Genomic DNA, 23,128 nt, shown 5'->3' on the forward strand with positions numbered 1-23,128 from the left:
CCCCAGCAAGAGCATGATCAGCACAACGCCAATCACCATGGCCAGCAACGCCGAGGTCCTGAACTCCTTGAGCGGAGCGTAGGCCTTTTCTTCGTCAACCATCAGGCCCAGGTACCAGTTGACCGACGGAAGGCCAGTGACCGGCTTGAAGACCAGCAGATGAGCCTTGCCGCCCAGCTCGACGCGCTTGAGCGTACTATCCAGTGCTGGCGCACCGGAGGGAAAGAGTTCGTCGAGAGTTTTCATCACCTCATCTTTGTGAGGGCTGACCAGCACCTTGCCCTGGCTGTTGACCAGAATGGCATGGCCGATACCGCCCAGGTCGAGCGAATTGACGATACCCACCATAGTCTGGAGGCTCAGATCACCCCCCAATACGCCGGCCAGAGCCCCCTTCTTTATGACAGGCGTAGCCAGTGTCATCACCAGCTTTCCATTCCCCGCATCAACGTAAGGTTCTGTTAACAGAGAACGGCCCTGAGACTGAGCTGCGATGTACCAATCACGAGTGCGGGAATCATAACCAGCAGGCATTTCATCATCAGGACGTATGGAGAACTGACCATCCGCATGACCCAGATAGGTGAACTCAAAGTTTGAGAGATAAGCCTTCTGCTCAAGGATAGAAAACAGCCCTTCGGAGGAGCTACTGTTTTGAATGGCCTGAGCCTCACTCTCAAGGAGGGTAATATGCCCGTTGAGCCAGTTGACAATATTTGCCGATGCACTGGTGCCCAACTCATCCAGACGTGACGATAGATCCTGGGTAATGGCTTTTCGCTGCAAATAATCGTTGTACATCATGAACAGCGAAAAGGCGGCGATTAGCACAATGGAGGCCGTCGCTAGAATCTTGTGGCTAAATTTCAAACGTTGGAGCACAGCGCAGCCTCTGAACAGCAATTTAACTGGGCCATCGAAATGGCATACGGGTCCAGAGGGTGTCGACTGTTAGCGTAATAACTTTAAGGGTGAAAAGAAGCTGCTTAAAACGAAGATAGTGTCTAGAAAGGATAGGCCCTGGCGGCCGACAGCGACGTTGAAACCGCCAGGGAGACACTGGAATAACCAGGGCCTATTTAAATGACCCTGTCAGTGAAGCAAAAAATTCCTTCTTTATTAACCGTTTATCGCAAACACTTATCAGCAAGCCATAAGCCGTACGCTCAATTGTTTAGCGGCTGCTTACGATCCAGCTCCATATCGTTATCAATATTCTGCCGCTCTCGAGCGAGCGGATCACTCCGGGTAGCACCTTGATTGACTCGGTTCTCAGACTGCTCAACGCCCCGCTGGCTTTGTTCGGACTGTTGCGCATCGGGAGAAATCACTTCTACATGCCGCGGATCATGTTCGGTGTCTTGGGGAGTACGGCCTGATTCAGCTGTCTGGGCTATGGCTAATGGTGCTACGAAAGCCAGCGCTATAACCGTACTCATCATTGATTTTGGTTTCATACCGGTACTCCAATCAGAGGGGCTCCCGTATTAGGCAATCAGTGCGCATTAAAGGTGCATCCGCTGATCTTCTGGATAAGGCTTTCAGCAAATCATTGTTAGCATTGAATTTTTTGTTGACAGGTTTTTTTAAACCCGTATACTGGCCACATCAGAAGCGGGGTGGAGCAGTCTGGTAGCTCGTCGGGCTCATAACCCGAAGGTCGTAGGTTCAAATCCTGCCCCCGCAACCAAATTTAAAAAGCCACTCAATCGAGTGGCTTTTTTGTTTGTGTCGAATTTTTATTCCTTCCCGCCTTCAATATTCAAAGAGTTTTGAATATTTTGATACATAGGGCTTGGCAAAAGTCTGTATGTGACTAATCTGACGCGCAGTTTCCCTGAGGGGCTTTCATGAGCGCCAATGATCCTGTAAGCAAATCTGTTATTTCTTCATCCGATTCGTCGTCTTCACCTTCTTCTCCTCCGCAAGCATTACCCTGGCGCCTGCTAGAGCGCATTACGGCCTATAAAGAACCTCTTGAGCTGGGCCTGACACTGCTACTGTTTGGCATCGCCTTGCTTGTCTGTTGGCATTTGGTCAGCAGTATCGACCTTCCCTCCTTGCATACTGCGCTGCTGGGTATCCCAGCACATGCAATCATGGGAGCAATAGCGGCAACTGTCGTAGGGTTTATCATCCTGCTCGGTTACGAGTGGTCTGCCAGTCGCTTCGCCGGCGTTCAGTTGCCAGGCAAAACCTTGGCGCTGGGGGGGCTTACTGCCTTTGCCATCGGCAATGCAGTTGGGCTATCCATGCTATCCGGGGGGTCAGTTCGCTATCGTCTGTATGCTCGCCAAGGGTTGAGTGCCATTGAAGTGGCTCAGATGACCTTCTTTGCCAGCTTGTCGTTGGGAACTGCCTTACCCCCGCTTGCTGCCATTGCGGCCTTGAGCGATCTGTCTTCGGCGTCGATGGCATTGCGGCTTTCACCCACGCTGGTAGCTGGCATTGCACTTGCCATTCTTGTGGTTTATGCCATAGGACTTTTATTTTTGCGCAAGCGAGCACTTGCCGAACAGCCTTCGCCTGATAGCCGTCTGTTCCGCCTGGGTCGCAGAACACTACGTCTGCCAACCTTCAAGCTGAGCGTTTTGCAGCTGGTCATCACTGCCCTGGACGTCGTGGCCGCCGCTACCGTGCTGTATTTGCTGCTTCCCGAGGCACCGCCACTCGGCGCATTCATGCTGGTCTATCTGCTTGCACTTGCAGCTGGTGTGCTAAGTCATGTGCCAGGCGGTGTTGGGGTATTCGAGGCTGTTCTACTGGCAGCGTTCTCAGACAAAATCGGTACAGCCCCATTGGCAGCCGCCCTGCTGCTCTACCGTAGCATCTATGTCCTGCTGCCTTTCGTCATCGCCTGCCTTGTCCTCTTACTTACGGAAGGCAAGCGCTTTCTTTCAGGTAGCTCAGCCATACGCGTTGCGTCTGGGCTCGCAGCGCCCATTCTCTCGGTTCTGGTATTTTTCTCTGGCGTGGTACTGCTCTTTTCAGGGGTCACGCCAGAGATCGATACACGCCTGAAAGGTATCGGCTTTCTGTTACCGCAACGCCTTATTGAAGCTTCGCACTTAGGCGCCAGCCTGATTGGAGTGGTCTGTCTACTACTGGCTCAAGGCTTACGCCGCCGCCTATCTGCTGCCTGGGTATTAACCCTTGTGCTGCTATTGGTGGGCTCCCTGCTCTCCCTGCTCAAGGGTTTTGACTGGGAAGAAGCATCAATCCTGGCAATTACTGCTGCGCTGCTGGCTACGTTCCGCCGCTCCTTTTATCGTCGTAGCCGCTTACTGGAGCTGCCTTTCTCGCCACTCTATGTAGTGGCAAGCCTATGCGTGGTTGCAGCCTCTATCTGGTTACTGCTGTTTGTCTACCAGGATGCTTCTTACGATAATCAGCTCTGGTGGCAGTTTACCTTAGAGGAAGGTGCTCCACGTGGTGCACGCGCAGCCATGGGCAGCGTGGTACTGCTTCTGGCTCTGTCCCTCGGGTGGCTTCTACGCGCTGCGCCGCCAGCCATTACGCTGCCCACTCCCGAAGACCTGCAAAAGGCAATGAACGCTGTTAGGGCTTCTGAGCAGCCTGATGGCGGTCTGGCCATGACAGGTGACAAGGCCTTGCTGTTCCATGAGACAGAAAATGCTTTCCTGATGTATGGCCGTCGTGGCCGCAGCATGATTGCGCTGTTTGATCCTATCGGCTCGGCTCAGGCTCGGGCTGAGCTGATCTGGAAATTCCGCGACCTGTGCGATATGCACCATGCACGTCCTGTGTTCTATCAGGTCAGAGCCGAAAACCTGCCCTTCTATATGGATATCGGACTTACTGCGTTAAAGCTGGGTGAAGAGGCTCGCGTCAATCTCAAGACATTCGATCTGGACAGCAAAGGCAAAAAGGACCTGCGCTACACCTGGAATAGAGGTCAGCGCGATGGATTACTCATCGAGTTCCACGAACCGGGCCAAGCTCCCCTGGATGAATTAAAAGTCATCTCCGATATCTGGCTGGAAAGCAAACATGTACGCGAGAAAGGCTTTTCACTTGGCCGTTTCGACCCGGACTATCTGCAGCACTTCCGCATTGCAGTTGTACGCTTTCAAGGCAAAGCGGTGGCGTTTGCCAATCTTCTGGAAACCGATCTGCCAGGATTGGCCAGTATCGACCTGATGCGAGTAGCAGCCGATGCTCCCAAACTGACCATGGAATTTCTCATGCTTGGCCTCATCTTGCACTTCAAAGAGCGTGGCCTGGAAAGATTCAGCTTGGGAATGGTGCCACTGGCAGGGCTGCATCCACGTCGCGGCGCACCACTGACCCAGCGCCTGGGCGCTATGGTGTTCCGACGTGGCGAGCAGTTTTATAACTTCCAGGGCTTGAGGCGATTCAAGGACAAGTTCGATCCGGAATGGGAACCCCGTTATCTGGCAGTTCCGGCAGGACTTGATCCATTGGTCGCCTTGGCTGACACCGCTGCGTTGATCGCGGGCGGTATTACAGGACTGGTAAAACGTTGATGACTAAACATAAACGTGGGCTGTTTTTCTTCTTATTGATTATCGTCATTGCCGCTGCGGCAGTGTGGTGGTGGTTCAATCGCTGGCCGAGTACCGCCAGTATTGAAGTGCGCGTACAGGCCGACCAGCGCGTTATGACTGTGGCAAGACCTGCCGGCAAACCACTGGCGCAGGTTATCGTCGCCAACCCCGCCGAACAGCAATTGTCCGACGCCGACCTACTGACCCTGGCCAAAAACACCAAGGCTATGCTGGTTCAGTACGAATTGCCCGAAAGTAAGGATTGCAACGTTCAACGCGCCAACCTGGAAGAGGCAGTTAGCCATTTAGGTGGCGCACCCACCCTGGTGGCAGGTATCGATGCCGGTGGCTCGCTGGCCTGGCGTTGGCTGGCCGGACAGCGTGATGACAATGCCAGTGCCTTATCAGTCGGCACAAAGCTTGACGAGCCCGACTGCTCCGATCCACTGCCGCAGAAAGCCGAACATGGTAAGTGGCATTTGGCCTGGAACGATAACCCGGGCGATGAAACGGCTCGCTTTGTTCGAGGCCAGTATAATGCAGACACCACTATCAGTGATTACGGCACCCCGCTGGTTACGCTGCTGCGTACACAGCTCCAGCGCCAGCTACTTGGCCAGGGTGGCGATGTTCCTGTTGTAGAAGTTCCGGCTGAAGAGCCAGCGGCCCATAAGGATACGGTAACATTCTTCTATTCTGGAGACGGTGGCTGGCGTGATCTCGACCGCGACTCGGCACAAACCATGGCGGAAAACGGCTGGCCAGTAGTCGGTGTCGATACGCTGCGTTATTTCTGGGAGCACAAAAGCCCGGAACAGGTTGCAACAGATCTCTCTCACTTGATGCAGACATACCGTGAACGTTGGGGCGCAAAGCGCTTTGTTCTAGCAGGCTACTCATTTGGGGCTGACCTGCTACCGGCAGTGTATAACCGTCTGCCCGCAACGGATCAGGAGCAGGTATCCACCATGGTCCTACTGGCCTTTGCTCGCAGTGGCGACTTTGAAATTCAGGTGGAGGGCTGGCTGGGCAAGGCGGGAGACGAGATGCAAACCGGCCCAGAGATGATCAAGGTGCCTGCAAGCAAGATCTACTGTATTTATGGCGCCGAAGAGAAAGACGAAAGTGGCTGTACGCAGCCTGGGGCAAATTTCGAAAAGCTTGAGCTTCCTGGCGGTCACCATTTTGATAATGACTACGACAAACTTGCGCGTCACATGATGAACGCTATTGAGGCTCGTACTCGGACGCCTTGAATGTACTTTCAGGCTGATGCACAAGACTGTTGGCCTGGGACGAGTGGTCGGAAAGAACGGCTATGATTCATGGTCTATCCTCTCTCAACCTATGATCGAGGACGCTCATGACCACTCCCCTTTCGCTGGATGCTGCTCAAAAACTGGTTGTCGACGCTTTTATTCCGTTGGGTTGTGTTATTTCAGCCAACCCCCAAGCTGACAGCTTCGGCTTTAGCGTAATTGGGCAGGATGGGGAAAAAGCTCTTGCCATACAGGAGGTTACTGCAGACCAGTACGGTAATCCGCTGCAGCTTAAAGACCTTATTGAGCATGTCCGGCAAGCGCTTATCCAACAGGGTCAAGCGCTAGACCCTTGGGAAATGCCGTTCATTACCGATCCAGACGCCCTACCTCCTCCTGCATTCAATTAATTTCCATAAAAAAGCCGCCTTAAAGGCGGCTTTTTTATATAAGGATTCAGACCTTTAGATTTCGATCTGAGTACCCAACTCGATCACTCGGTTAACCGGCAGATTGAAGAAACGCAAACTGCCGCTGGCATTTTTCATCAAGAAGGCGAACAGATTTTCTCGCCAACGGGCCATTCCCAAGCGATTATTCGACGCGATGACCGTCTCCCGGCTGAGGAAATAGGTGGTCCGCATGGGCGTGAAGTCCAGATCCTCCAGATGACACAGCGCCAGCGCCGCCGGCACGTCGGGCTCGTCCATAAAGCCATAATGCAAGAGCACACGATAGAAACCGTCGCCGTAACTATCCACTTCAAAACGGCGGCTCACAGGCACACGTGGCGTGTCCTCATAGACAACAGTCAGCAACACCACCTGCTCATGCAATACCTGATTGTGCAGCATGTTATGCAGCAAGGCGTGTGGAACAGCGTCTTGCCGAGCCGTAAGGAAGACAGCTGTCCCTTTGGCGCGGAAAGGAGGATTGGAGCGAATGCTACCGATAAAGATGGGCAGCGGCAGCGCACCTTCATCCAGCCGTTCGGCCAGGATCTGCCGGCCACGCTTCCAGGTAGTCATCAATGTAAAAAGGATGATGCCCGCAATAACCGGGAAAGCGCCACCTGCCACAATCTTTGGAACGTTGGCAGCGAAATACAGCGAATCGACAATAAAAAACCCAATGAGCATGGGAATGGCAAACCAGCGAGGCCATTTCCATAGTAATAATGCTACCGAAGAGACCAGGCAGGTCGTAATCAACATCGTACCTGTCACGGCGATACCGTAGGCCTCAGCCAGGTTGCCGGAAGACTCGAAACCAATGATCAGCAGGATAACGCCGGTCAGAAGCGCCCAGTTCATAGCAGGAATATAGATCTGACCTTGCTCATGGCTTGAAGTGTGCAGAATCTGCATGCGCGGCACATAACCCAGCTGGATTGCCTGACGGGTAATGGAGAACGCACCCGAGATAACCGCTTGCGAGGCAATGACTGTAGCAAAGGTTGCCAGCACGACCATCGGAATCAATGCCCATTCAGGTGCCAGCAAATAGAAAGGATTGCGCACGGATTCTGGCTCTATCAAGACCAGAGCCCCTTGCCCGTAATAATTGAGTACCAACCCGGGCAACACTAAGAATAGCCAAGCGCGAGCGACTGGTTTACGACCAAAATGGCCCATGTCGGCATAGAGCGCTTCGGCCCCTGTCAGCGCCAGTACGACAGCGCCCAGAATGGCGATACCGAGCCCCGGATGTATGACAAAGAAGTTGAATGCCCACCACGGGTTTAGTGCTTTGAGCACTTCGGGCGCTTGTAGAATGCCATGGATACCCAGCGCCCCAAGCACAGTAAACCAGATCACCATGACAGGGCCGAACATTTTGCCAATCTTGGCTGTTCCACCACGCTGCAGCATGAACAGGCCGACCAGGATAACGATCGCCGCTGGCACGATAATATGGTCAAGCCCGGAAAAGGCGACTTCCAGTCCTTCTACGGCAGATAGCACCGAAATGGCGGGTGTAATCATGCTTTCGCCATAGAACAGCGAAGCGCCGAACAGCCCGAGCAGGACTAATACCATCTGGAGTTTTGGATACGGCGCCGAGGCTCGTCTTGCCAGAGCAGTTAGAGCCATGATGCCCCCTTCGCCCTGGTTGTCCGCCCTTAACACGAAAAAGACATATTTGATCGTTACTACCCAGATCAACGACCAAAAGATCAGGGACAAGATACCCAGAACGCTGTCGTGGGTTGGCGCCAGACCATACGTAGGAGAAAAAACCTCTTTTAGGGTATACAGCGGGCTGGTACCAATATCGCCATAGACGATCCCCGCTGCAGCAATGGCCATACCTATGGCCGAGGCTCCCTTTTCACCATGGGCCTGGGAAGCAGCTTGACTCATGCAAGACTCCGGGTTTATCGAAACGGGCGCATCCTGCTCCGATGTGGCGGCAGGATCAAGTGCGTATTGCCAAGAATATGTATGCACAACGCAACAAAGATTCGGGTATTACCTTAGCGGGCCCAGCGAATCATGCCTAAAAACGCTCGGTTAATACCTGAACCTTTACTTGAAGTATTCTGCAATACGCCTGCGCATGGACTCATCGGGCAGCTCACCGGTTCCTGCCAAGGCATTTTCTGCCATATGGGCCGGGTTTGATGTAGCCGGAATAATGCAGGTCACTGCAGGATGTGAGATCGAGTACTTGATCATCAACTGCGCCCAGGATGTGCATCCTATGTCAGATGCAAAGGCCGGAAGCGGCTTGCCAGCGACCTGATTAAACAAGCGACCGTCCAGAAAAGGCCGATTGATCATGACAGCCACACCCTTGTCCTGACATAAAGGCAATAACTTGTCTTCAGCTTTGGTATCTCTGGGGTTGAGGTTGATCTGAATGAAATCCATGGACTCGGAGTTAACCAGATCGAGCATTTGGTCCTGAGCCATCTCCGCATGATGAGTAATACCCACGTAGCGGATTTTCTTTTGTTGCTTCATTTCTCGCAGCAATGGCAACAATTTTTCGTAATTGATCATGCTGTGCACTTGAAGCAAATCAATGGGCGCCCCCTTGAGATCGGCCATTTCCTGCTCAATCTCTTCAATGCTGCTCTCACGCCCTTCTACTTTTGTTGCCAGGAAGGCCTGTTCAGTACGTCCCTGCTGCGCCAGTAGAGTACCGATCACGCCCTGGGATTTTTCATAACTAGGCGCCGTGTCGATAACAGTGCCACCCGCCCCAAACAGATGGTCAAGTACCTCTGCCAACGGTTTCAAGGCCGTAGGGGTGCTTTCAACATTGAACGAATCTGCTGTTCCTAACCCAATGATCGGAATTTGCTCGCCTGTTGAGGGAATTTTTCGCTTCAGCATGGCCGCCTCAGCTAAAACAAGGCGAGGTAGCAAACCTTCCAGCAATAGCGCCGATGAAGTGGCCAGGGAATATTGCATGAAGCGGCGGCGAGTAGTCATTGTTATCTCCGGATTCAAGCAAGGGCTGTCCTAGAAGGACGGCCCTTGCGATTCAGGAGTTCCATCTGCCATAGCGTGTTACATGACTAAGCGACACAACGTTGTTTAATCGCCCTTCATGGCTGCCACCATCTTGTCGACGTTGTAATGAAACATCTTCAGATAGGTAGAGGCAGGACCCTCTGCCTTGGACAGCGATTCGACGTACAGCTCACCACCGGCACGAGCCCCGGTTGCCTGGGCAATCTGTTGTACCAGACGCGGGTCATTCGAGTTTTCGATAAAGTAAGCCTGTATATGCTCTTGCTTGATTTGGCGAATCAGACTGGCCACCGTCTGAGCGGATGCCTCGGACTCAGTAGAAAGATCCAAAGGGGACAGGAACGTCACACCATATTCATCGCCAAAATAGCCGAACGCATTATGGGAGGTAAGAACCTTGCGTTGCGCCTTGGGTATAGCTTCGACCTGTTGCTTGATGTAGGCGTCCAGCTCTTTGAGCTGATCGATATAGCGCTGGCCATTTGCTTCGTATTGAGCAGCGCCCTCTGGATCTACATGCTTGAGGGTCTTGATGATGTTTTGAACATAAACAATACCGTTGGCCGCACTATTCCAACTATGAGGATCTATCACGGTCTTGCCGTTTTTTTGTCTCATGCGGGTTTTAATACCGTCAGACAACGCGACAGGTGTTCCATCATAGCCTGAAGCCTGGATCAGGCGATCCATCCATCCCTCAAGGTGGAGCCCATTGATGAAGACCACATCGGCTGCCTTGAGTGCTTTGGCGTCATCAGGCGTAGGCTCGTAAGCATGAGGGTCGCCATTAGGCCCGATCAGTGAAGTGACATGAACCCGCTCGCCTCCCACCTGATGAACCATATCAGCCAGGATTGTAAATGACGCAACGGCTTCCACCGGCTTGGCCTGAGCCAACCCGGAAAGCACTGATAGCAGCAGGGCAGCAGTCCCGCTCCATAACTTAAGGCGCATAGCATGACTCCTTTCAACGGGATAGATGAGGTTTGGGAAAGAGGCGCCGAACTACCCCCTGGGGGCTAAAGATCAACGAAAAGATGTAAAGCGTGCTGGCTGTCAGAACGATGGAAGGGCCTGAAGCTACGCCCAGGTGATACGAGACAATCAGGCCAATGAAGCCTGACAGCATGGCGACCAGGATCGCCACCAACATCAACCCAGGTAATGATCGCGCCCAGAAGCGCGCCACCGTGGCGGGCAACATCATCAAACCAACCGCCATAAGCGTTCCAAGCGCCTGAAAACCTGCTACCAGATTGAGTACGACAAGCAGCAGGAAAAGGATGTGGTAGAGCGACCCCTTACCCCCTACGGCACGTAGAAACCCGGGATCAAAACACTCAAGCACCAGCGGCCGATAGATCAGGGCTAGCAGCAAGAGCGTTATCGAGGCAATGCTTCCCACCAGATAAAGCGCTGCATCATCAATTGCCAGGATCGTACCGAACAGGACATGCAGCAGGTCGATATTGGAGCCCCGTAAAGAAACGATCAGTACGCCCGCAGCCAAAGAGGTCAAATAAAAACTGGCAAAGCTGGCATCCTCGCGCTGCGCGGTGAAGCGGCTCACCAATCCTGACAGCAACGCAACAGCCAATCCGGCAATTAGTCCACCGAGCCCCATGGCTGGCAGAGAGAGCCCTGCAACGAGAAAACCAATGGCGGCGCCCGGCAGCACCGCATGGCTCATGGCATCGCCCACCAGGCTCATGCGCCTGAGCATGAGCAAGACGCCTACTAGCCCTGAACCCAACCCCAGCGCCATACAGGCCACAAGGGCGCGCCGCATGAATCCGAACTCTACAAAAGGCTCGAACAAAGCATGGTAAAGCATCATGCGCGGCGCCTCTCCTCGCAAACCTCAGACTGGTCATCCCAGTCCTCTGCCATATTTCGAGCACGCCGCAGATTCTCCTGAGTCAATACCGAGCGGGTATCCCCCCAGGCAATGGTTTCGCGAGCCAGTAACAAGGTGCTGGGAAAGTGCTGCCTTACCTGTTCAAGGTCATGGAGAACAGCAATAACGGTACGCCCTTCACCATGCCAACGCCGGACCAGGTCGAGCAGATCACGCGTGGTGCGTGCATCAATGGCATTAAAGGGCTCATCAAGAATAATGACCGAGGCATCCTGAAGCAGAAGCCGTGCAAAGAGAACCCGCTGGAATTGCCCTGCCGACAGCGAGCCGATCAAGCGATGGCCAAAACCTTCCAGCCCTACGGCAACTAGCGCCTCATGTGCTTGCTGTAACTGCTTACGGCTCATACCGCCTAAAGCGCCGATACGCGTCCATGCGCCCATGGCGACTGTATCGAGAACGGTCAAAGGAAAGGTTCGATCGACTTCGGCGGCTTGAGGCAAGTATCCAATCGCAGCAGCCGGTAACGCTTTTCGATCAACGTGTCCTTTTACCGGTCGCAACATACCGACGATTGCCTTAACCAGAGTCGACTTACCTGCACCGTTAGGCCCCACGATAGCGGTCAGGCTGCCTGCTTCAAAGCAGCCTGATACATGATGCACAGCGGGGTGGCGCTCATAGGCGACAGTAAGATCATCTAATGAAATACAAGCACTCATGGAATGGACACCGCCCAGTAAATGGCCGCCCATAACAATAAAAGCAGTGCACTAGCTAATCCCAAGCGAACCCAGGCAGGCTGGGTTAAAAAAGACCGCATGGAACCGGAAGAATGATTCAAGAACATATGAAATACCTCGTAATTGTTACTTTATAACATATATATTTTCCCCTCTCTACTTATGCCTACTCGGCGTTCAGGTGGCCGTCAGCTAAACAGGCAACTGACAAAGCGCAGGTTAATCGGAGCAAAAGCGCCGAAAACCTCTTCTCAGTCGTCACGCTCACCGCTAAAATTGCGCGCTTTTTGATCATCTGCGCGTTCTGCGCACCTTCCGAGGTTAGCCATGTCCACCCCCGCTACGCCCAAAGTCGGCTTCGTCAGCCTTGGCTGCCCTAAAGCTCTGGTCGATTCCGAACGTATCCTGACCCAGCTTCGCATGGAAGGTTATGAGGTTGTTCCCACGTACGAAGATGCCGACGTGGTAGTGGTCAACACCTGCGGCTTCATCGACAGCGCCAAGGCCGAGTCTTTGGAAGTCATCGGCGAAGCCCTGGCTGAAAATGGCCGAGTCATTGTGACGGGCTGTATGGGGGTGGAAGAGTCCGCAATCCGTGACGTGCATCCAAGCGTATTGGCTGTAACAGGTCCGCAGCAGTACGAACAGGTGGTCACTGCTGTTCACGAAGTGGTGCCACCAAGACGCGAGCATAATCCGCTGGTCGATCTGGTCCCGCCGCAGGGCATCAAGTTGACTCCGCGCCATTATGCTTACCTCAAGATTTCAGAAGGCTGCAACCACCGTTGCAGCTTCTGCATCATCCCTTCCATGCGCGGTGATCTCGTTAGTCGCCCAATTGGTGATGTGCTTGATGAGGCCCAGCGCCTGGTTAAGGCTGGTGTAAAAGAACTCCTGGTGATTTCTCAGGACACCAGCGCCTATGGCGTGGACCTCAAGTACCGCACCGGCTTCTGGAATGGCCAGCCGGTTAAGACCCGCATGCTGGAGCTGTGCGAAGCACTGAGCAGCATGGGCGTCTGGGTACGTATGCACTACGTCTATCCCTACCCGAACGTGGACGACATCATCCCCTTGATGGCCGAAGGCAAGATCCTGCCGTACCTGGATATCCCTTTCCAGCATGCCAGCCCCAAGGTGCTCAAGGCCATGAAGCGTCCCGCCTTCGAAGACCGCACCCTGGCACGCATCAAGAAATGGCGTGAGATCTGCCCAGAACTGACCATCCGTTCTACCTTTATCGTCGGCTTTCCCGGCGAGACGGAAGAAGATTTCCAATACCTGCTGGACTGGCTGACCGAAGCCCAGTTGGACCGTGTGGGCTGCTTCCAGTATTCCGCTGTAGAAGGCGCGCCGGCCAATGAGCTTGAAGGCGCTGTACCGGACGACGTGAAGCAGGATCGCTGGGAGCGCTTCATGGCCCATCAGCAGGCGATTTCTGCAGCTCGCCTGCAATTGAAGGTGGGTCAGGAAATCGAAGTGCTGATCGACGAGGTAGACGAGCAAGGCGCCATTGGCCGCTCTTATGCCGACGCGCCGGAAATCGACGGCAATGTCTATGTCAACAGCGAGCATGACTTGAAGCCTGGTGACAAAGTCTGGGTACGAGTGACCGACGCAGACGAATACGACCTGTGGGCCGAGACGCTGTAAAACGGCTTAACGATAAAAGCCCTGCGATTGCAGGGCTTTTTCTTTAAGAAACGCACAAGGCAACACCTGTCAGCTAGCCGGAACTATCGCTTATGCGCACCGGGTACATGATCATGCCCTGCATGGCTGCATACCTCCCTGGTGGCAGAAGGTCCTGCAGGCTGTTCCAATTCGCGAATGATGCCACACGCGTCACTGGACACCTTGCCTGAGCAGTGCTGACGTAATTCAGTCAGCTGCCTGCGCAGATCCGTCAGCTCCTGAATACGCACTTCTACGTGATGAATATGATCGTCGATCAGGTCATTGACCTGACAACAATCTGGCTCAGGCTGATCCCGCAACCGCAATAGGGAACGGATCTCATCCTGCGTCATATCCAGGGAGCGGCAATGCCGGACAAAAGTTAAGCGCTCAAGATGCGCCTCGCTGTACTGACGATAATTACCCGCCGTACGAACAGCTGGCGGCAATAGCCCTTCACGCTCGTAGTATCGAATCGTTTCCACAGAGCATCCTGTGCGGTTGGCCAATTCACCTATTTTCATCAACTACCCCTTGACCCTGTAGTTGCTACAGGGTGTGCAATGACAGACCTAACGTCAATGGAGGTTGTCATGACGCACGAATCGTCCTGTGATGGGCCTAAGCCGTCTTCCTGTTGCAAACCTCAAGTAAAAACCTGCTGTGGCGACCCTATTACGTCTTCGCATGAACCCACTCCCTGGCCAGACGGCAGTGAGCCCGAAGCAACTGATCACTCGCGCTGGATAAGCTTACGCATCCAGGCCATGGACTGCCCTACGGAAGAACGTCTGATCCGCGATGCGTTCGCAAAACTGACGGCCGTCGAAGCACTTGAATTCAATCTGATGCAGCGCGTACTGCGGGTTCGTCACCGCTACATTGATGCCGGCCCGCTGAAAGCCCAGATTAGCCGATTGGGCATGCAGGCCATTGAAATAGGCCAAGATGACGATCAGTCTACTCCGCCATCAGTGACAAAAGCATGGTGGCCCTTGGCTCTGGGCTTGGTTACTGCTCTGATGGCTGAGGCAGGCGAATGGCTGGGTAGCGTACCGGAGCTTGTCGTAGCGCTTCTGGCACTGACCTCCATTGCCCTTGCCGGATTACCGGCGTATCGCAAGGGCTGGATCGCCATCAGGCACCGCACACTTAACATCAATGCGCTGATGAGCATTGCAGTAACCGGTGCGCTGCTAATTGGGCACTGGCCTGAAGCCGCAATGGTCAGCGTACTGTTTGCCATCGCCGAAGTGATCGAAGCGCGCTCATTGGATCGCGCACGCAACGCCATCCAGGGGTTGTTGGCCTTGACGCCGGAAAGCGCGACCGTACAGCAAGCGGATGGTACATGGGTCACGCTACCAGCCAAGCAGGTTCAACCTGGCGCTTTCGTCCGGGTAAAGCCCGGTGAGCGAATTGCACTGGATGGGGAGGTAGAAACAGGTCAATCAAGTGTCAATCAGGCACCTATTACGGGCGAAAGCCTGCCAGTTGACAAGGCCCCTGGGGATTCCCTCTTTGCCGGTACTATCAACGGCGAGGGTAGTCTGGAGTATCGTGTTACTCGTCATGCAGATGATAGTACGCTTGCCCGAATCATTCATGCGGTTGAACAGGCCCAAGGTGCACGTGCACCTACTCAGCGCTTTGTAGACCGTTTTTCCCGCATCTATACGCCTGTAGTCGTGCTCATTGCTATCACCATTGCCATCTTGCCTCCCCTGCTTCAGTGGGGTGGTTGGTTGGAATGGCTTTATAAAGGGCTGGTATTGCTTGTTATCGCTTGCCCCTGTGCCTTGGTCATTTCTACTCCGGTCACGATTGTTAGTGGGCTCTCGGCCGCAGCGCGGCAGGGTATCCTCGTGAAAGGCGGGACCTTCCTTGAACAGGGACGTCTGCTTAAGTGGATTGCCTTTGACAAGACGGGCACGCTGACTCAAGGCAAACCGCAGTTAGTCGAGCGCATCCTACTGACGGAACAAGTCACCCACGCACTGGAATGGGCTATCAGCCTGTCTTCAAGATCGGATCATCCTGTCTCCCAGGCGCTCAGCCATGCACTGTGGGAGGAAGGCATCACCTCAAAAGAAGTGCAAGACTTTTCAGCCCGGCCAGGACAAGGCGTGCAAGGTCGTGTCGACAATCACATTTATTTCCTGGGCAATCGCCGATTGCTGGACAGCCAGGGGCTGGTTTCAGAAGGTCTTTATCAACGCATTGAGGCGTTAGAGCAGAAGGGTCAAAGTGTGGTTGCGCTTGCTAATCAGCAACAGGTGCTAGCGCTATTCGCTATCGCTGACCAGTCCAGGGAGACCAGTCAGGATGCTATCGCTGCACTTCACACGCTAGGTGTAAAAACCCTGGTACTTAGTGGCGATAACCCACACAGCGTAGACCGCATCGCCAAGCAGGTGGGTATCGATGAGGCACATGGATCGTTATTGCCTGAGGATAAGCTCTCACTCCTACAGCAAAAGCAGAGGGATGGTGCAATCATTGGGATGGTGGGCGACGGAATCAATGATGCCCCCGCCCTGGCCCAGGCCGACATTGGCTTTGCCATGGGGGCTGCTGGCACCGATGCGGCTATCGAAACGGCAGACGTGGCACTGATGGATGAGGATCTGCGCAAACTGCCAGACTTCATTCGCCTCTCCCGTAGCACGTACCGGATTCTCATGCAGAACATTGCACTGGCTTTGGGAATCAAGGCGATATTTCTGGCGCTGACGATCACGGGCGAAGCTACGCTCTGGATGGCCGTCTTCGCTGATATGGGTACGAGTCTTCTAGTCGTCGCAAACGGTATGCGTCTGATTCATCATCGCTAATAGAGGCCAGCCGACGCATTACCGGAACTCATCGGCTGATGGAGCGCTCTGCATAGGGTCTGTTAGCAGGAATAATTCATGGATTATATTGATTTATTACAGTGGCCTGCCATGGTCGTAACGCTGGTCGCGGCCTGGCTGGTCGCCTCTCAGCGTGAAAATCGCCGCAATCTTGGGTTTTGGTGCTTTCTCGCCAGCAACGCTTTATGGATTACCTGGGGCTTGCATACACAGGCGTATGCATTGATCGTCCTGCAGATAGGACTGGCATTCATGAATATCCGTGGTGTTCGTCGTAATCAATTAAGCGCTTCAAAACCCATGAGCGAGACTCATATCTGAGTCAGGCCGGTTAAAATGGCGGGCCTGTTTCTCTCGTGCAGCCTGCCATGACCTATAGCGTTTCTCCCATTGGCTATATCCGCTCCTGCTTCAAGGAGAAATTTGCCATTCCTCGCCAGCCCCATTTGGCTCCTGCAGCCCGTGGCGTATTAGAGCTGGTGCCGCCGTTTAACCATCCCGATGCCGTACAAGGACTTGAGCAGGTCAGTCATGTCTGGTTATTGTTCCTGTTTCATCAGACGCTGGAAGAAAAGCCTCGCCTTAAAGTGCGCCCTCCTCGCCTGGGTGGAAACCGCTCATTGGGCGTCTTTGCTACTCGCGCCACGCACCGTCCCAACGGGATCGGACAGTCCGTGGTAACGCTTGAAGCCATCGAGCCGGGCCGGCTGAAGCTTTCAGGCATTGATTTGCTGGATGGCACTCCGGTGCTCGACATAAAACCTTATGTTCCTTATGCCGATGCGATTTCAACAGCCCGAAATACCATGGCCGATGCTCCGCCTCTGGAAATCCCAGTAATCTGGGAGACTGAGGCCAGGGCACAGGCAGAGCTGCATGGAGAGCGTCTGGGTGAACCACTGGCCGCCCTGATTGAGCAGTGCCTGACTCAAGATCCGCGCCCGGCCTACCAAATTCCATCACCAGAGCGCCGTTATGGAGTGCGCCTATGGGATGTAGATGTGCACTGGCATTATCCAGAGCCCGATGTAATCCGCGTCTTGGACATCGAATTTGCAGGTGTCTGATACCGAGATCATGGCATGTGTTAGGCCAGCGCTTGAGGGCACGATGCCAACCGTTAGTATGCCCTGCATGACCTATAGCAAAAGGTGACTCGTAGGATACTACATCGCTCTTCAACACCCATCCCGCCCGGATCTAGCCGCTTACAAGCACAAAAAACCCGCCATGAAGGCGGGTTTCAACAGCGCTGACAGCGCTTATTTCTCGACGAAAGCACGCTCGATGAGGTAATCGCCCGGATCGCCCATGCGCGGAGAAATGGTCAAGCCAAACTCGTTCAGCACTGCACTGGTTTCATCCAGCATGCTGGGGCTGCCACAGATCATAGCGCGGTCATCCTTCGGATTGATCGGCGGAAGACCGATATCCTCGAAGAGCTTGCCGCTACGCATCAGATCGGTCTGACGGCCCATGTTACGGAACTCTTCACGTGTTACCAGCGGATAATAGATCAGCTTGTCACGCACCATGTCGCCAAAGTACTCGTGCTCAGGCAGGGACTTGGTGATGAAGTCAGCATACGCCAGCTCATTCACGTAACGAACACCATGAACCAGAATGACTTTCTCAAAACGCTCGTAGGTTTCCGGGTCCTGGATGGTGCTCAGGAACGGCGCCATGCCAGTACCGGTGGAGAGCAGATACAGATGCTTGCCTGGCTTCAGGTCACTTAGGATCAGCGTACCGGTAGGCTTACGGCTAACCATGAGGTTATCGCCTTCCTTCAGGTGCTGCAGGCGGGAGGTCAGCGGACCATCCGGCACCTTGATGCTGAAAAACTCTAGGTGCTCTTCATAATTCGGGCTGGCGATACTGTAGGCACGCATCAGCGGACGGCCACCTTCAGTCTCCAATCCGATCATGACGAACTGCCCATTCTCGAAGCGCAGGCCGGGATTACGGGTAGTCTTGAAGCTGAACAATGTATCGTTCCAGTGGTGAACGCTCAGGACGCGCTCGGTGTACAGATTACTCATGAAAAACTCCTAATCACCTGCCCAAAGACGCTGATGCCCGGCTCTGTCTCGCGGAGGCGGGACTACCTGCACGTGTGACCGCTCTGGATCGGGTTTAACCAAAGGACGCGACCAAGCGCATTTGCGCGGCATTTTATATAACGCCAGAATATCTGTAAAATGAATAATTCGGATATCGGTTATCCAGTGAGCAGATATGAGATTCACGTTGCGTCAACTCGAAGTCTTTGTCGGTGTCGCCCGTCTTGAAAGTGTTTCCCGTGCAGCCGAGACGCTCGCCCTTTCGCAATCGGCAACCAGCACGGCATTGGGGGAGCTGGAGCGCCAATTCGACTGCAAGCTATTTGATCGTGCCGGTAAACGGCTGACGCTCAACGCACTGGGCCGTCAGTTATTGCCCAAGGCAGTCGCCCTGCTCGATCGTAGTGATGAGATCGAGAATCTCCTACGCGGCAAGACAGGATTCGGCTCGCTAGAAGTCGGGGCCACGCTGACTATTGGTAACTACCTGGCCACACTTCTGCTCGGTGATTTCATGCAACGCCATCCTGATTGTCGGGTGCGCCTGCATGTCCATAACACAGCGCATATTGTGCAGCGCGTGGCCAATCATGATATTGACCTGGGCTTGATTGAAGGTGACTGCCAGGATGCCGATATCGAGGTTCATCCCTGGATTGAAGATGAGCTGGTCATCTTCTGCGCGCCGCAACACTCGTTGGCCAGCCAGACAACAGTTGGCCTGAAAGACCTGATTGACCAAGCCTGGATTCTTCGAGAACAAGGTTCTGGTACTCGTCTGACCTTTGACCAAGCGATGCGCCATCATGCTGCCCCGTTGAATATTCGCCTGGAGCTAGAGCATACAGAAGCTATTATCCGGGCAGTGGAATCCGGTTTGGGCATTGGCTGCATCTCAAGACTGGCGCTACGTGACGCCTTCGAACGTGGCAGCCTTGTACCTATTGAAACCCCAAGCCTGGACCTGCGCCGGCAGTTCTGCTTTATCTGGCATCGCCAGAAATACCAGACGGCGGCCATGACCGAGTTTCTGACATTGTGCCGCAAGCTTACCGAAGGCATCGCGCGTAGCGACCAGATCCTTCTGGCACCCTTCAAGGAGCGCGCTAGCCCAACAGAATGATCAGCCAGACGGCGGCAACCATCCACATCGCCACGAATTGAGCAGCACTGCCCAGGTCCTTGGCATTCTTGGACAGCTCATGCCACTCCAGCGAGACGCGATCCACTACAGCCTCAATAGCGGCATTGAACAGCTCGACAATTAGCGACAAGAGGCAAACGCCTACCATAACCGCCCGTTCGCCTCGAGAGACATCCAGCCAGAAAGCCAACGGGATCAGGATACAGCTCATCAATAACAGAGAGCGAAAGGCTGCCTCTCCTTTGAAGGCTACTTTCAGACCGGCCAGGGAATAACCCGTAGCCTTGATGACACGTTTTAGGCCGGTCTTGCCTTTATAGGGAGAAATCACACGAGGCTCCATGTAGTGACTCGATAGAAGACTAGCCCATATCGTGTCGAAAAAACGTGAAGGCCTATCAGCCAGGCGTTGACTCGAGCTGCTGCAATAACAGCGCTGCCTGGGTTCGCGTCCTGACGCCCAACTTGCGGAAGATAGCGGTGACGTGCGCTTTTACCGTGGCTTCTGACACACTGAGCTCGTATGCGATCTGTTTGTTCAAGAGGCCATCACATACCATGGTAAGTACCCGAAATTGCTGGGGCGTCAAGCTAGACAGTCCAGCCTTGGCTGCTTTGGCTTCCTCGCTAAGATTTACACCACCCTCGCCTTGCGCCGGCCACCAGGTATCGCCATCCAGTACAAGGCGCACGGCCTGCTGTATCGTTTCCAGATCACTTGATTTAGGTATGAAACCACTGGCGCCAAATTCACGCGCACGCTGAACCACGGCAGCCTCTTCCTGCGCAGAGACCATGACCACCGGAATCTGAGGGTATTGTCCCCGAAGCAGCACAAGCCCGGAAAACCCGTAGGCGCCAGGCATGTTGAGATCGAGCAGAACCAGATCCCAGTCAGTCTTGTGTGCCAGCTGAGCCTCAAGCTCAGCAATACTTGCCGCTTCCACCAGCTGCGCCTGCTGCCCCAGGCCAAGCGTCAAGGCTTGTTGCAGGGCACTACGGAACAGCGGATGATCATCCGCGATGAGGATCTGATAGGCGGCCATCGGTAAATTGGTCCTTATTATGATTCTGTAATTTCAGCGCCTCAGAATGCCGACCGCCCGACGATGGGTCAAGGCACTTTGCGACCATAATCACAGGGTTCCCAAAGTCACTGTCATCCGGCAGAGTGGCAGCTTTTGCCAAGCGAGCCTGTCATGCGTACCCAAGCCCTGCGTGCCGATGTTCTCATGCTGATCACTGCCATGATCTGGGGGAGCGCCTTTATTGCGCAGCGAGCCGGTATGGACTCCATCGGCCCTTTCCTCTTCACAGGGCTTCGCTTTGCACTAGGTGCGCTGACGCTGATTCCCGTTCTGCTGGCACTGCATTGGCGTTCCAGAACGCCGGTTAGACTCGACCGTCAAGTTGTAATCGGCGGCTGCTTGATGGGCCTGCTGCTTTCCATTGGCATCAACTTTCAACAAGTCGGCCTGCTCTTCACATCCGTAACCAATTCGGGCTTTATCACTGGCCTCTATGTCATTGTAGTTCCTATCCTGGGCCTGCTCTTGGGTGAGCGTACCGGAACAGGTACTTGGTTAGGCGCCTTTTTGGCAGGAGCAGGTATGGGCCTGCTTAGCATAGGCGAAAACTTTCAAGTGGCATCTGGCGATTGGCTGCAGCTGGCCGGCGCTTTTGCCTGGGGAGCGCATGTATTGGTTGTAGGGCATTTTGCGAGCCGCCATGACCCCATGTTGCTTTCCATTCTTCAATTTGCGTTTTGTGCAGTGATCAGCCTGGCGCTGGCAATACTGTTCGAGCCTATCCAGGCACAAGGCATTATCCAGGCAGCCCCATCGCTCCTGTATGGCGGCATCATTGCCGCCGGTATTGGCTATACCCTGCAAGTGGTTGCACAGCGTCACGCCATTGCTTCTCATGCAGCCGTTATCTTCTCGCTAGAAGCGGTATTTGCAGCGTTTTTCGGCGCATGGCTCTTAGACGAGTCGCTTACCTCACGCGGTTACCTGGGCTGCGTGCTCATGTTTACCGGCATGCTGGTTGCGCAGCTATGGCCAAGGAAGGCAGTGGTCGAACCTAAAGTAACCAACTAATCAGGAGGTCGGGGCAACGAAAGGTTGCAATTGCTGATGAGCCGGGCTGAGTAGATCCGCCTGGCAATTCTGCTTGGCGTGGAGATAACGCTCGCTGAACACATCCAGGTACGCATCAAGCGCGGCGGCAGCCTGACCGTCACCAGCCAGCTCCAAACAAAGAGCAGCCACCTCTGCTGTACAAAGATGCTCGCCCCGTGTGGAGCGCCGGAGGCGGTAACGTGAGAGCGCCTCGGGAGTCAGGCTGAGTACAGGCAACGTATCCAGATAGGGACTTTTACGAAACATCTTTCGTGCCTCAGTCCAGGTCGCATCTAACAGGACAAATAAAGGTCGCTTTCCTGTTATAGGCTCTACCGTCTGCACGACACGCTCAGGAGCTGCATACTCAGCTGGAAATACAAGATAAGGCTGCCACTGCGGATCGCTTAATACTGCCAGCAGCCTGTCATCCACGGCGGTTCGAGACCAACCGAACGCAAAACTGTCACTGACTACATCAGCAATCAGCCATCCGGTATTGCTTGGTTTTAACGGCTCTACATCATGCATGACCAGGCACATGCCTGCCGTGCACTCAACAGCTGGCCGCCACTGGCAGAAACAGTGGGACACTGCCAAACGACAACCTTCACAGCGTTGAACACGAGAGCCTCGCGCAACAAAAGGCTTACTGCTGCGCGCCAAGCGATCAAGACGTAATTGGGCCACGGCATTCAAGGAATTTGATGAAGAACTAGCAGGTCGGATGTAGGGCATGAGAAATACTGCGTGATTTGCGCGCGCAAGTTTAACAAAGGCTGTCGAGAAGGCATCTGGCATTTTGAAAGCGCCGACCACAGGAGTACCCTCTGCATATCCGCAATTAGCCTTTGCTTGCGAACAACACGGCTGCCCTGCGGTCGAAGCGAGCCTGATCTACGTTGGAGATTTCAATGCTGCGTTACACTGCCCTCGCCCTTTGTCTCATCCTTCCTGCAGCGGCCCAGGCGGCCTCCCTGAAAGAACAAGAACTGTCGCAGATGCTGCAGAAAGTCGCGAAAGAAAGCAGCGCGGGAACTCCGCGCGCCATTAATGAAGACATTCTTGATCGTGGCTATACCGTCGAAGGGCGCCAGCTTATTAACCACTTAAGCGTACGCGCCAGCCATGCCCATCAAATGGAATCGAACCCGGGAACTGTGCGCACCCAGCTGGCCGCCAGTGTCTGCCGTAATACAGGTTATCGCCAGTTGCTGGCGCGTGGTGCAACGCTGGTTTATAGCTTTACTGAATACCAGAGCAATCGCCCGGTTGCAAACGAGCGCTTTGAAGCCGCTGACTGTGGTTTGAGCAAGTAAGCGCTTATAGCCATGCCGCATGTGGCATGGCCGCCCAAGGCAGGTATTTGCCTTTATTACTCCATGCCCCGACTATGCT

The 23,128-nt window shown here is 54.2% G+C and carries 22 protein-coding genes and 1 tRNA gene; 11 read left to right on the forward strand and 12 right to left on the reverse strand.

Annotation, left to right across the window (positions count from 1 at the left end):
• Together IEX86_RS24920 and IEX86_RS00940 are read right to left on the reverse strand one after the other, a co-directional pair.
• The coding region (locus IEX86_RS24920) for a cache domain-containing protein (protein WP_229685229.1) at window positions 1–882 on the reverse strand (882 nt) is incomplete at its 3' end.
• A gap of 284 nt (window positions 883–1,166) precedes the next feature.
• Complete coding sequence (locus tag IEX86_RS00940) at window positions 1,167–1,457, reverse strand: hypothetical protein (protein ID WP_188864198.1); 291 nt, start codon at window positions 1,455–1,457, stop codon at window positions 1,167–1,169.
• Between the two features lie 156 nt (window positions 1,458–1,613).
• Here IEX86_RS00940 and IEX86_RS00945 point away from each other — a divergent pair.
• From IEX86_RS00945 to IEX86_RS00960, 4 genes are all read left to right on the forward strand, one after another.
• Window positions 1,614–1,690 (forward strand) — tRNA-Met (locus IEX86_RS00945).
• A 160-nt stretch (window positions 1,691–1,850) separates the two neighbouring features.
• A complete protein-coding gene (gene mprF, locus IEX86_RS00950; RefSeq protein WP_188864199.1) occupies window positions 1,851–4,508 on the forward strand; it encodes a bifunctional lysylphosphatidylglycerol flippase/synthetase MprF in 2,658 nt (885 codons plus the stop codon).
• Window positions 4,508–5,785 carry a virulence factor family protein gene (locus IEX86_RS00955; protein ID WP_188864200.1) on the forward strand — a complete coding sequence of 426 codons (1,278 nt, stop codon included), beginning with the start codon at window positions 4,508–4,510 and terminating at the stop codon, window positions 5,783–5,785. The genes mprF and IEX86_RS00955 overlap by 1 nt, the downstream gene beginning before the upstream one ends.
• Window positions 5,786–5,892: 107 nt before the next feature.
• Window positions 5,893–6,198, forward strand: a complete 306-nt coding sequence (locus IEX86_RS00960) for a hypothetical protein (protein ID WP_188864201.1) — start codon at window positions 5,893–5,895, stop codon at window positions 6,196–6,198.
• Between the two features lie 54 nt (window positions 6,199–6,252).
• Here IEX86_RS00960 and IEX86_RS00965 read toward each other — a convergent pair whose 3' ends face one another.
• The 5 genes from IEX86_RS00965 to IEX86_RS00985 all read right to left on the reverse strand — a co-directional run bounded on the left by IEX86_RS00965 (window position 6,253) and on the right by IEX86_RS00985 (window position 11,850).
• Entirely contained in the window at window positions 6,253–8,151 is a 1,899-nt protein-coding gene (locus tag IEX86_RS00965; protein WP_188864202.1) for a potassium transporter Kup, read from the reverse strand.
• A gap of 165 nt (window positions 8,152–8,316) precedes the next feature.
• A complete protein-coding gene (locus tag IEX86_RS00970; RefSeq protein WP_188864203.1) occupies window positions 8,317–9,228 on the reverse strand; it encodes an aldo/keto reductase in 912 nt (303 codons plus the stop codon).
• Window positions 9,229–9,333: 105 nt separating this feature from the next.
• Window positions 9,334–10,224, reverse strand: a complete 891-nt coding sequence (locus IEX86_RS00975; protein WP_188864204.1) for a metal ABC transporter substrate-binding protein — start codon at window positions 10,222–10,224, stop codon at window positions 9,334–9,336.
• A gap of 13 nt (window positions 10,225–10,237) precedes the next feature.
• Window positions 10,238–11,107 (reverse strand): metal ABC transporter permease, encoded by an 870-nt coding sequence (locus IEX86_RS00980; RefSeq protein ID WP_188864205.1) that lies wholly within the window; start codon window positions 11,105–11,107, stop codon window positions 10,238–10,240.
• Entirely contained in the window at window positions 11,104–11,850 is a 747-nt protein-coding gene (locus IEX86_RS00985) for a metal ABC transporter ATP-binding protein (protein WP_188864206.1), read from the reverse strand. The genes IEX86_RS00980 and IEX86_RS00985 overlap by 4 nt, the downstream gene beginning before the upstream one ends.
• A gap of 348 nt (window positions 11,851–12,198) precedes the next feature.
• On the opposite strand from IEX86_RS00985, the gene rimO reads away from it, so the two are divergent.
• Window positions 12,199–13,524 (forward strand): 30S ribosomal protein S12 methylthiotransferase RimO, encoded by a 1,326-nt coding sequence (gene rimO / locus IEX86_RS00990; protein WP_188864207.1) that lies wholly within the window; start codon window positions 12,199–12,201, stop codon window positions 13,522–13,524.
• Between the two features lie 83 nt (window positions 13,525–13,607).
• Here rimO and cadR read toward each other — a convergent pair whose 3' ends face one another.
• Entirely contained in the window at window positions 13,608–14,072 is a 465-nt protein-coding gene (cadR, locus tag IEX86_RS00995; protein ID WP_188864208.1) for a Cd(II)/Pb(II)-responsive transcriptional regulator, read from the reverse strand.
• 69 nt (window positions 14,073–14,141) lie between these two features.
• On the opposite strand from cadR, the gene IEX86_RS01000 reads away from it, so the two are divergent.
• The 3 genes from IEX86_RS01000 (at window position 14,142) to tsaA (ending at window position 17,470) form a co-directional block, all read left to right on the forward strand.
• Complete coding sequence (locus IEX86_RS01000) at window positions 14,142–16,382, forward strand: heavy metal translocating P-type ATPase (protein ID WP_188864209.1); 2,241 nt, start codon at window positions 14,142–14,144, stop codon at window positions 16,380–16,382.
• Window positions 16,383–16,460: 78 nt separating this feature from the next.
• Window positions 16,461–16,724: a hypothetical protein gene (locus IEX86_RS01005; RefSeq protein ID WP_188864210.1), complete on the forward strand. Its 264-nt coding sequence runs from the start codon at window positions 16,461–16,463 to the stop codon at window positions 16,722–16,724.
• Window positions 16,725–16,771: 47 nt separating this feature from the next.
• The gene (gene tsaA, locus IEX86_RS01010) at window positions 16,772–17,470 is read left to right on the forward strand and encodes a tRNA (N6-threonylcarbamoyladenosine(37)-N6)-methyltransferase TrmO (protein WP_188864211.1); all 699 of its coding nucleotides are present in this window, start codon (window positions 16,772–16,774) and stop codon (window positions 17,468–17,470) included.
• A 195-nt stretch (window positions 17,471–17,665) separates the two neighbouring features.
• Here the strand turns inward: tsaA and fpr are convergent, their stop codons facing one another.
• Window positions 17,666–18,445: a ferredoxin-NADP reductase gene (gene fpr / locus IEX86_RS01015; protein WP_188864212.1), complete on the reverse strand. Its 780-nt coding sequence runs from the start codon at window positions 18,443–18,445 to the stop codon at window positions 17,666–17,668.
• A gap of 196 nt (window positions 18,446–18,641) precedes the next feature.
• Between fpr and IEX86_RS01020 the strand changes: the two genes are divergently transcribed.
• Entirely contained in the window at window positions 18,642–19,589 is a 948-nt protein-coding gene (locus tag IEX86_RS01020) for a LysR family transcriptional regulator (RefSeq protein WP_188864213.1), read from the forward strand.
• Here IEX86_RS01020 and IEX86_RS01025 read toward each other — a convergent pair.
• Window positions 19,573–19,953 carry a diacylglycerol kinase gene (locus IEX86_RS01025; protein WP_188864214.1) on the reverse strand — a complete coding sequence of 127 codons (381 nt, stop codon included), beginning with the start codon at window positions 19,951–19,953 and terminating at the stop codon, window positions 19,573–19,575. The two genes, IEX86_RS01020 and IEX86_RS01025, sit on opposite strands and share 17 nt — an antisense overlap.
• A gap of 55 nt (window positions 19,954–20,008) precedes the next feature.
• The gene (erdR, locus tag IEX86_RS01030) at window positions 20,009–20,656 is read right to left on the reverse strand and encodes a response regulator transcription factor ErdR (RefSeq protein ID WP_188864215.1); all 648 of its coding nucleotides are present in this window, start codon (window positions 20,654–20,656) and stop codon (window positions 20,009–20,011) included.
• Between the two features lie 153 nt (window positions 20,657–20,809).
• Between erdR and IEX86_RS01035 the strand changes: the two genes are divergently transcribed.
• Window positions 20,810–21,709: a DMT family transporter gene (locus IEX86_RS01035; protein ID WP_188864216.1), complete on the forward strand. Its 900-nt coding sequence runs from the start codon at window positions 20,810–20,812 to the stop codon at window positions 21,707–21,709.
• Here the strand turns inward: IEX86_RS01035 and IEX86_RS01040 are convergent, their stop codons facing one another.
• The gene (locus IEX86_RS01040; RefSeq protein WP_188864217.1) at window positions 21,710–22,468 is read right to left on the reverse strand and encodes a tRNA-uridine aminocarboxypropyltransferase; all 759 of its coding nucleotides are present in this window, start codon (window positions 22,466–22,468) and stop codon (window positions 21,710–21,712) included.
• 176 nt (window positions 22,469–22,644) lie between these two features.
• Between IEX86_RS01040 and IEX86_RS01045 the strand changes: the two genes are divergently transcribed.
• Window positions 22,645–23,049, forward strand: coding sequence for a quorum-sensing-regulated virulence factor family protein (locus IEX86_RS01045; RefSeq protein ID WP_188864218.1), 405 nt, complete (start codon window positions 22,645–22,647; stop codon window positions 23,047–23,049).
• Window positions 23,050–23,128: the final 79 nt, after the last annotated feature.

Source organism: Pseudomonas asuensis, assembly GCF_014646755.1.
Lineage (GTDB): Bacteria > Pseudomonadota > Gammaproteobacteria > Pseudomonadales > Pseudomonadaceae > Chryseomonas > Chryseomonas asuensis.